Below are 10,307 nucleotides of genomic sequence, written 5' to 3'. Positions count from 1 at the left end.
TTTCTGCCTCACGAACTTTTTGCATAATAACTTGGCGTGCTGTTTGTGCAGCGATGCGACCAAATTCAACTGACGGCATAGGTTCTTCAATGCGCTCGCCTATTTCAATTTTTGGTTGGCGCTCCTTGGCCTGAGCAAGAGTTAATTGTCGCTCAGGAAACTCCTGCTCGTCATCAGTAACAACATCCCAATAGCGGAAAGTCTCATATTCGCCAGAGCGAGGATCAAGTTTTACCCTCACACCAATATCTTTATCAGTGAGCTTACGAGTGGCAGACTCAAGCGCCGCTTGGATTGCTTGCAATACGACATCCTTGCTCACACCCTTCTCGTTAGATAATGCCTCAGCAACTAATAACAATTCTTTGCTCATTGTTCGCCTCACTCACCTGTCAAATTTGCTTTTACTATTTGGGAAAATAGTACTTCCAGTTGCTCATCACCTACTTTTAATACCAGCTGATCACCACCAACAGTCATAAGAGTACCAGACAGTTTACGTCTACCTGCTACAGGTTTAAATAATTTGACCTGGATGTCACACCCCAGATAACGCTTATACTGCTCTTTATTGAACAGTGGGCGAGGTATTCCTGGAGAAGATATCTCTAAACTATAATTTCCCGAAATCGGATCTTCCACATCGAGGAGTGCGCTAACCTGTTTACTAACTCGCTCACAATCCTCGATACCGATTCCGCCGACTTTATCTATATATATACGTAGCAACGAATGCTTTCCTTGCGATAAGTATTCACATCCCCAAAGCTCGTAACCCAAATCATCGATTAGCGGTTTTAATATTTGTTCAATTTCGCTCTGTATCATATGCTACCCGACTACCTATTTTTCCTGGATTGACATTGATTCAGGCTTGTTCTTCGGAATGACTATTTTAGGAACCACTCCAATGAGCATCGTTGCCCATTTCTAACCCATGTATCATCTTAAAACAGAGCTTGAGTAATTCATCACCGCCTGACTGATAGCTTTTTATCGCTCACTACTTGTTTGAGCATAATAAAAAACCCCAATAATGGGGTTTCTAATAGTGGTAGCGGGGGGCAGGATTTGAACCTACGACCTTCGGGTTATGAGCCCGACGAGCTACCAGGCTGCTCCACCCCGCATCAACTGAGGGCAAGTATACGCACCCTCCCTTTATTTATCAAGCTTTTTTATCGGTTGGAAGATAAGAAATTAATTATGCCTTCCAAATTTAAGGTTGTTGACATTTCGTTCGCTTAGGTGCTTATGGTTTGGTTTTCAAGCATCGCAACCGAGCATATATGTTAGTCTGTAGGCAGCGAAGCGCAGAAATCCAAACTATAAGTGCCAAGATAAGAGTAGTGCGTCAACAGCCTCTAACCCGTAAACGCATTAATACAAGCTGTTATTAGGGTTGATGGAAAAATGCCTAAGAACAAAAGTGACAGGCAATTCAAAGAAAACACTATTTGTGTTGGCATAGACAATGTCACTGGCGTGCTATCACTCGCCTCGTCAAAATACATCACTTTAACAATGCGTAAGTAATAATAAGCCCCAATAACAGCAAAGAAAAGGCCAAGTACCGCAACCCAGGTCATATTAACATCAACCAACGCTTTCAAAACCAGTAGCTTGGTAAAAAAGCCAACGGTGGGTGGTACACCTGCCATTGAAAACATGACTATCAGGAGCATAAAAGCAATCCAAGGATTTCTCCTATTTAAGCCTTTCAAGTCATCAACCATCTCAATTTCCACACCCTTATTTGATAAAATTACTATCAATCCAAAAGCCGCAACCGTCATTAAAGAATAAACCAGTACATAATATAGCGCTGCAGCATAGCCTGCATCACTCGCTGCTAAGAGACCGAAAAGCGAGTACCCTATGTGTGAAATAGCAGAATAAGCCAAAAGTCGCTTAATATTGGCTTGGGTAATTGCCAACAAATTACCCAGTCCAGTTGATAGCAAAGCCATTATCAGCAGTAAGTGCTGCCATTGCGGTGAGATGCCCGCTAAGCTTATTGTCAACAAACGCAATGCCATGCCAAGCGCGGCAATCTTAGGTGCAGCACTAATAAAAAGAGTTACTGCGCTTGGTGCACCTTGATACACATCCGGTGCCCACATGTGAAAAGGCATAGCAGCTAATTTAAACCCAACACCAACCATAATAAATACTAAAGCAAAAGACAATAAAGTACTGTCCTGTTGCCAATTGGCGGCAATAGCATTAGCAATATCAAGCAAATCCAGTTTCCCTGTCGCTCCATACAGCAAAGACAAACCATACAAAAGCATACCAGATGCGATTGCACCCATAACAAAATACTTCATGGCTGCTTCTGATGCGTCGCTGTTAGTACGACGAATTGCTGTCATCGCATATAAAGGTAAAGAGAGTAATTCCAGGCCTAGATAAATCGTCAGTAATGAATGTGCTGAAACAAGTACCATCATGCCTAGCATGGAAAACAAACCAAGAACGTAGTAGTCACCAGCAGGCATTTGACGCTCATCAATATAGCGCTGCGAATAAAAGAAACAGAAAAAACACTAAGATAAATAAATAACTTCATCAGTTGTGCAACATCGTCACTAACGTAAAGACCGCCAAGGATTACAGTTTTGAAGCTGCCAAGTAACATAAAGCTTGCGCCAGCGGCTAAAGCCAGGCCAGCGATTGCACAAGCAAACGCAATTGAAGCATAACGATGCCGGAAAAAAGATCACCCAACAAGGCTATACAGGCGGTGACTAACACAATCATCTCAGGTAATGCAATGTGTAGATTCTCAAGTAATGATACTGTCATATTTATTTAACCTTGCTAGTTATAATTTTGATTTATCAGCCTGAGCCAAGGTGTAGCTGACTGTTTGATGAATATAATTAAGTACGGGCTTTGGATAAACACCCATTGCTACCACCATAAAAGCAAGGAGTGCATAAGCGCTGATTTCAAAGCCGGAAATATCACGCAGAGAAGCAACCTTTTCATTTGCTATTGGACCGAAAATAACGCGCTTGTACATCCACAAAGTATATGCAGCACCAATAATCAAAGTTGTAGCAGCCCAAAATGTGATCCAGAAGCCTGCTTTAATGCTTCCTAAAATCACCATAAATTCACCAACAAAACCCGAAGTTCCAGGTAATCCTGCATTTGCCATCGCAAAAAGCATGAAAAAGGATGCAAATATTGGCATCGTGTGGACTAAACCACCAAAATCTTTAACTTGTCGAGTATGCATTCTGTCGTAGATATAGCCAACGCCAGCAAACATGGCACTTGACACAAAAGCATGTGAAATCATCACAATAATGGCTCCCTCAAGAACCAAACCCGCATTACTTAGTCCTGAGTGTTTCGCTATTGCAAATACAGCAAAACAGCCAAGTGTTACAAAACCCATATGGGAAATCGATGAGTAGGCAATAAGTCTCTTCATATCTTTTTGGATAATAGCGACCAAGCCCACATACACCACTGCAATTAATGAAAGAGCGATCATAACCATCGCATATTTATTACAAGCATCAGGTACTATCGGTAAAGAAAAGCGAATAAACCCATAAGCACCAAGCTTTAACAAAATTGCCGCCAGAATTACTGAACCACCCGCAGGTGCTTCGGTATGGGCATCCGGTAACCAGGTATGCACGGGAAACATCGGAATCTTGATTGCAAAACCAAGGAAAAAAGCAATAAAGATGAGAGTTTGTGCAGTCATACCTAGTTTTACGGCATAAAAAGCTTCAATTTTAAACGAGCCTGCCTGATAACCTATGTACAGGAACGAAGCCAGCATCAACACTGATCCCAAGAAGGTATAGAGGAAAAACTTTATTGCTGCATAGACACGATTGTCCGATCCCCAGATACCAATAATCAAATACATAGGGATAAGCGTCGCTTCCCAGAATACATAAAAAACAATGGCATCAAGTGCTGCAAAGACACCGACTAATAAGCCCTGCATAATCAGGAATGCCGCCATGTACTGGCCAACGCGCTTATGGATACTGTCCCAGGTTGCAAGGATAACAATAAGATTGGTAAATATACTCAGAATGATTAATAGCAGTGACAAACCATCAATGCCCAGACTATAGTTAATTCCTAAAGCCGGCATCCAGGTAATTTCATCGAGATGTTGCATACCCGGCGTATTAACATCAAACCCAGTTACCAGGGGAATACAAATCAGTAACGTGAGTATAACGGTAAATAAAGATAAATAACGTGATACATTCGGGTTATTATCATCGCCAGTAAGGAATACAAAGACTCCCCCGATAATGGGTAACCAAATCAATAAATTGAGCAAATGATACATACCTTCACCTTATAATCAGCCTAGCAACAACCAGCATAGGAAAACAAAAAGCCCCAACACCATCACGGTTGCATAGTGGTATAAATAACCACTTTGAATAGCGCGACCCTTTTGTGCGAACCATCTAATCGTACGACCTGCACCATTTACGAGCATGCCATCAATAAGCCGTTGATCACCTGTTTGATAAAAGAATTGTCCAATAGCTTTGGAACCGCGCACAATGACATGGTCATTGAACGCATCAAAGCCATACTTATTAACCAGAATACGGTAAGGCCAAGCGAAAGTCCTGGCCAAAATGCCCGGTATTGAAGGCAACGCTATATAGCAAACCCAAGCAATCACAATACCAGCAATAGCTAACCAGAAAGTTGGTGAAACCACCGAATGCAAAGCTGCTTGCCAAGGCGAAGAAACTTCTTTTGCCAACTCGGCGAGTACATTATGTTCTGGTAAAACAAACAAGGACTTTCCTAGAAGCGTAGGTGTATCAAAAAGCATCGGCATATAAAGGATATATCCGATAATGACTGAAGGAATTGCCAGCATCACTAATGGGAGCCATACCACCCAGGGTGACTCATGCAAGTGAGATAATGTATGCTCATCGGCTCGCGATTTTCCATGAAAAGTCATGAATAAAGCACGGAAAGTATATAGTGACGTAACCATGGCACCTAAGGCAACACAAAAATAGGCGTAACCACTACCAGGAATTTCTGAGAGTTTTGCCGCTTCTATAATCGTATCTTTTGAATAGAAACCCGCAAAAGGAGGAATAGCACAAAGTGCTAAACTACCAATGACAAAAGTAACATAAGTAATTGGCATCTTGCTCCACAAACCACCCATTTTGCGCATGTCTTGCTCGTGATGCATGCCAATAATGACTGAGCCAGCTCCTAAAAATAACAGTGCTTTAAAACAAGCATGTGTCAATAGATGGAACATTCCAGCACTATAAGCCGAAGCCCCCATTGCAACCATCATGTAGCCTAATTGTGATAAAGTCGAATAGGCAACAACTCGCTTGATGTCATTCATTACCAAAGCCAAAATGCCGGTAAACAGAGCCCCAGTGGCGCCTATAACCAGGATGGTGCTCAGTGCAGTAGTCGATAATTCAACCAAAGGAGAAATACGAGCTATCATAAACACGCCGGCGGTCACCATTGTTGCCGCATGGATCAATGCTGAAATAGGGGTAGGACCTTCCATTGACTCTGGCAGCCATACGTGCAAAGGAACTTGAGCTGATTTACCCATCGCACCGACATAGAGGAGTAAACAAATCACAGTTAGGAGTGACCAAGGATGGCCAGAAAATAGTTCAACCGTGCTCCCAGATAGATGATTTGCACTCTGGAAAACCGTTTCATAATCCAAACTACCGGTGTAAGCGAAGACCATGGCTATACCCAACACAAAACCAAAATCTCCTACCCGGTTGACTATAAAGGCTTTCAAACCACCTTCAATAGCTGATTCCTTGCTGTACCAAAAGCTGATAAGTAAATAGGAAACAAGGCCCACTCCTTCCCAACCGAAAAACAGTTGTAAAAAGTTATTGGCGGTCACCAGCATCAACATCATAAAGGTAAAAAGAGAAATATAACTAAAAAACCGCTGATAGCCATCATCATCGTCCATATAACCAATACTATAGATATGAACTAAAAGGGATACAAAATTTACTATCACCAGCATGACTACAGTCAACGGATCAATTAAAAACCCTATATGGAATGCATAAGGAAACAAATCTCCGCCGCTAGCCCATGTATAAATATTGCTATTAACTGTATCAGCCCAACCAGTTAGTATGAGTGTAGCGACATAAAGCGATAACAGAAAAGATAAACCAACACCGGCAATAGTTACGGAATGTGCACCTGAACGACCAATTTGGTTGCGAAAAAATCCCGCAATGATTGAACCGAGCAGTGGTGCAAGAACAATTATAAGACATAGTTGTTGAATGCTCACGTTGTTAACCTTTTAAATGATTCATCTTATCAACATCGATATTGCCCCTATTACGGTATAGCAACATCACTATAGCCAAACCTATCGCTGCCTCAGCTGCGGCAACCGTTAGGATAAAGAAAACAAATACTTCACCAGCAACCTCGCCATAAAAAATGGGAAAAAGGCAACAAAATTGGTGTTGACTGCTAGCAGCATCAGTTCAATACAAACCAACAGCAGTATTATATTTTACGATTAAGCATGATGCCTACGAGGCTCAAACCAAACAGAATCGCAGCCAATATCAAATAATTGTTTACTGGTATCATCAGTGTTCCTAGTGTTTATTTCTCGGGCTTCATTTTGACAAGTTTGACCCTATCTTCACGACGAGTCATAATTTGCCCAACAATATTTTGCCGTTTAGAACGAATCGCTCCACGATGCGCCAACGTAATTGCAGAAATAATCGCCACTAAAAGAAGAACCGCGGCAATTTCAAACGCAAAAACATAATCTGTATAAAGCACCATCCCTATTCTTTCAGTATTCGATAATGCTTTTGCTGGCTCAACGGCGGTGCTCTCATCAATTGTTGTGCTTGAACTTGTTTGCGCGCTCAGTACAGGTTGTTCTACATCGGTTTTAAAGGTGTCTTCAGGCACAGCAACCAGAAGCAACCCTGTCAACAAAGCGACTAAAATCAAACCAAAAGGTAGATAGCGGACAAAATGTGCCTTCATTGATTCCGTATCAATATTAAGCATCATGACTACGAATAAAAACAGCGTCATAACTGCACCAACATATACTAGAACAAGTATAAGTGCTAAAAACTCTGCTTCAACCAATATCCAAAGCACAGAACTTGCAAAAAAGGTCAAGACCAAAAACAGGACACAGCGTACAGGGTTATTTTGCGTAATAACCATCAAGGCTGACAGTATTGACAACCCTGCGAACACATAGAAAACTAAGTCTAAAAATAATTGATGCATTTCTTACCCCATTAGCGCCATTCTTTATCAGCGTCCCTGTCTGCGGCCAATTTCTTTTCCATTAAACTACCCACTGCAAGCAGTTTTTCTTTAGTCATAATATTCTGACCGCGCTCGCTAATATGATAATGGTGGATCGGCGTCACCACGATTGAATCGACAGGACAAGACTCCTCGCACAAACCACAGTTGATACATTTAAACATATCAATATCATAGCGGGTAGTGCGGCGTGAACCATCTTCCCGTGGCTCTGATTCGATGGTAATAGCAAGAGCAGGGCAGACTGCTTCACATAATTTACAAGCTATACACCTTTCTTCCCCATTTGGATACCGTCGTAATGCCAGCAATCCACGAAAACGTGGAGACAGCGGCGTCTGCTCCTCGGGGAATTGCACTGTAAATTTCTTTTTAAAAAATATTTCCCTGTTAGCTTCAAACCGGATAGTAATTCCAGAAGCAGGAAGCTACGAATATAATGTCTGATATATCGATATATTTGTTTCATTCGTTTGCTCAGTTGACTGGTTAAAACCAAGGTTTAAGTTCAGCTACAACCATTAGGGCTGTAACAATAACCCATACAATGGTCACCGGGATCAAAACCTTCCATCCTAAACGCATGAGTTGATCGTAGCGATAACGAGGGAAAGTGGCACGGATCCATAAATATACGAAAAGAAAGAATGAAATTTTAGCGAGTAACCAAACAAAACCGGGGACAAAAAGAAAATGTCACCAAGTCCAGACATTCCCTCAAAAGGTGATAGCCAACCACCCATAAATAAAATAGCCATCACAGTGGAAAGCAAAATCATGCTTGCATATTCAGAAAGGAAGAATAAGGCAAAGCCAATTCCTGAATATTCCACGTGAAAACCAGCAACGATTTCAGATTCACCTTCTGCCAAATCAAAAGGCGCTCTGTTTGTCTCAGCGATCCCTGCAATCCAAAAAACAATAAATAAGGGAAGTAAAGGTAGAAACCACCAATGCAAAATACCGCCGCGTTGAGATAGAACAATATCAGTTAGATTCATACTGCCAGCTGCCAGCAAAACGCCAACAAAGGCAAACCCCATGGCAATCTCATAAGACACCGTTTGTGCCGCACTGCGTAATGAGCCAAACATGGCATACTTTGAGTTTGAAGCCCAACCAGCTATCAATACACCGTAAACACCAAGCGAACTTAGGGCGAAGAGGTATAAAACACCTGCATTAATATTTGCTAAAACGATTCCCTGTGAAAAAGGTATGACAGCCCACCCTGCCAAGGCAGGAGCAAGTGCAAAGAGAGGTGCTATCACAAATAGATATTTATTAGACCGAGTAGGGACAATAATTTCTTTAGTAATTAGTTTGAGTAGATCAGCAAAAGGCTGCAGCAATCCCCATATACCAACACGATTAGGTCCTATACGAACCTGAATATAACCAATTACCTTGCGTTCAGCATAGGTTAGGTACGCAACTCCAATAAGGAGTGGAATCACAATAATCACGATCTTGATAATGATCCATAGCAAAATGCCAATATCTTGTAGCATATTTTTACCTGTTTAGCGCTTGATAGTGATTGCAGCAAAAGAGTGCCCTAAATCTGCTGTTTCTGGCATTGCGTTTGCTACCCATACAACATCGGGTGCCATGCGCTCGTCACGTTTAAGCGGCAATGTTATCTCAATATCACCCTGAGATACAGTGGCAACCTCATCTAATTTCAATCTGTTAGCAGTCGTTGGATGAATTCTTATGCAAGCTGATTCCGATGCTGCGCATAACTGTAGTGCCTGTGCGTGACGAACTATGCTGTCACAACGATATAAAGGCCATTCTCCTACACGCACTAAATGCTTATTGATCACTGGCAATGATTCCGGGTAATACGGCTGGTATTTGCTTTCTGCAACCATCCCTGCCAATGATTTTATTTCTGCCAGTACTTCTTCAGAGGAAATTTGCTGGAAATCCTTGCACTGCAACAAATTTGCAAGTACACGCAAAATTTTCCAGGCTGGTCGGGCTTCTCCATGCGGCGATTTAGCCCCTTTGACTGTTTGCCATAATTTATCGACATTAATGTAAGTACCAGACGTTTCAGCATAAGGTGCCATAGGTAAAATAACATCTGCATAATCTTGCATGGATTCATTTTGAAACGCTGAGAGCATCACTACAAATTCGGCACCAAGCATAGACTGTCTGGCACGATAAGGATTAGCAAAGTCAAACCCAGGCTCAACCGCGAGTAAAAAATAGCCTTTCAATTTGGCATCCAGCGCAGCTTGCACATCCATGCCAGCAGTCTCTACAGCTTTTCCAGCGGCTGTACGATGCGGTAGCATCCCTGCAAGACAGGCTCCTGCACTATTTGCACCCTGAGTAAGTCTTAAAACACGAATACCAGCACTTTCCTCAAGTAAATAGACCAAGGTACGTAATAAGGAAGCATCAGGATGATTTTCACATAGTGCACCTGTGATTATGGCAGCCTTGGGCTGACGCAGCTCTTTAGCCATTGCCTTGGTTGTCTCATCAACGTCTAAGCCAAGCAACAATTTTTGTACATCTTCCGGTAATTTTTTGACATCGTCAGTTATTGCCAATATCAGCTTGGCAAGCTGCATAGGCATTTCTTGTGGCGAAACAATGGCTTTACCAGCCAGATCAAAATGGTAATCATAGTCAACTGGATTGATAGCAAACAGTTTGGCGCCATTCCTGAACGCTTTACGTACTCGAATACCGGCAAGTGGTACTTCCCGATGAATATTACAACCCAGCAACAGAATAGCCTGTTGGTTTTCCAACTCAGCATATTTCAATGAGCTGGTAGGCATTGTTCCTTGATTGGTTTGATCACGGAAATCGGTTTGTTGGAGGCGATGATCCAGATTATTAACTCCTAGTCCCCGCATTAGTTTTTGCAGCAGATAAAGTTCCTCTAAACTGGAAGAAGGCGATGCAAAAGCGGCAAATTGCTCTGGACCGTGCTGTTT

Annotated in this window: 6 protein-coding genes, 1 tRNA gene and 4 pseudogenes; all 11 read right to left on the bottom strand. The window is 42.1% G+C overall.

Features of this window, described 5'->3' with window-relative positions; genetic code table 11:
• On the bottom strand, positions 1-373 hold a 373-nt coding region (locus tag BN58_RS05055; RefSeq protein ID WP_026069268.1), incomplete at its 3' end, for a NusA N-terminal domain-containing protein.
• Positions 374-381: 8 nt separating this feature from the next.
• A complete protein-coding gene (gene rimP, locus BN58_RS05050) occupies positions 382-828 on the bottom strand; it encodes a ribosome maturation factor RimP (protein WP_019215915.1) in 447 nt (148 codons plus the stop codon).
• Positions 829-1,056: 228 nt separating this feature from the next.
• Positions 1,057-1,129, bottom strand: a tRNA-Met gene (locus BN58_RS05045).
• A 235-nt stretch (positions 1,130-1,364) separates the two neighbouring features.
• Positions 1,365-2,808: pseudogene (gene nuoN, locus BN58_RS22290) on the bottom strand (NADH-quinone oxidoreductase subunit NuoN).
• 19 nt (positions 2,809-2,827) lie between these two features.
• The gene (locus BN58_RS05035; protein ID WP_019215914.1) at positions 2,828-4,333 is read right to left on the bottom strand and encodes a complex I subunit 4 family protein; all 1,506 of its coding nucleotides are present in this window, start codon (positions 4,331-4,333) and stop codon (positions 2,828-2,830) included.
• A gap of 15 nt (positions 4,334-4,348) precedes the next feature.
• Positions 4,349-6,322 (bottom strand): NADH-quinone oxidoreductase subunit L, encoded by a 1,974-nt coding sequence (nuoL, locus tag BN58_RS05030; protein ID WP_019215913.1) that lies wholly within the window; start codon positions 6,320-6,322, stop codon positions 4,349-4,351.
• Positions 6,323-6,326: 4 nt separating this feature from the next.
• A pseudogene (gene nuoK, locus BN58_RS29555) lies at positions 6,327-6,633 on the bottom strand (NADH-quinone oxidoreductase subunit NuoK).
• A 15-nt stretch (positions 6,634-6,648) separates the two neighbouring features.
• Positions 6,649-7,302, bottom strand: coding sequence for an NADH-quinone oxidoreductase subunit J (locus BN58_RS05025; protein WP_019215912.1), 654 nt, complete (start codon positions 7,300-7,302; stop codon positions 6,649-6,651).
• Between the two features lie 11 nt (positions 7,303-7,313).
• A pseudogene (gene nuoI / locus BN58_RS22285) lies at positions 7,314-7,813 on the bottom strand (NADH-quinone oxidoreductase subunit NuoI).
• Between the two features lie 20 nt (positions 7,814-7,833).
• Positions 7,834-8,855 (bottom strand): annotated as a pseudogene (nuoH, locus tag BN58_RS22280) (NADH-quinone oxidoreductase subunit NuoH).
• 12 nt (positions 8,856-8,867) lie between these two features.
• Positions 8,868-10,307: molybdopterin-dependent oxidoreductase (locus tag BN58_RS22275; RefSeq protein ID WP_019215910.1), on the bottom strand; the 1,440-nt coding region annotated here is incomplete at its 5' end.

The sequence above is a fragment of the Legionella tunisiensis genome (genome assembly GCF_000308315.1).
In the GTDB taxonomy this organism is placed as follows: domain Bacteria; phylum Pseudomonadota; class Gammaproteobacteria; order Legionellales; family Legionellaceae; genus Tatlockia; species Tatlockia tunisiensis.
The sequence above is the reverse complement of the archived record's forward strand: the minus strand, read 5'-3'. Positions and strand labels throughout refer to the sequence as shown.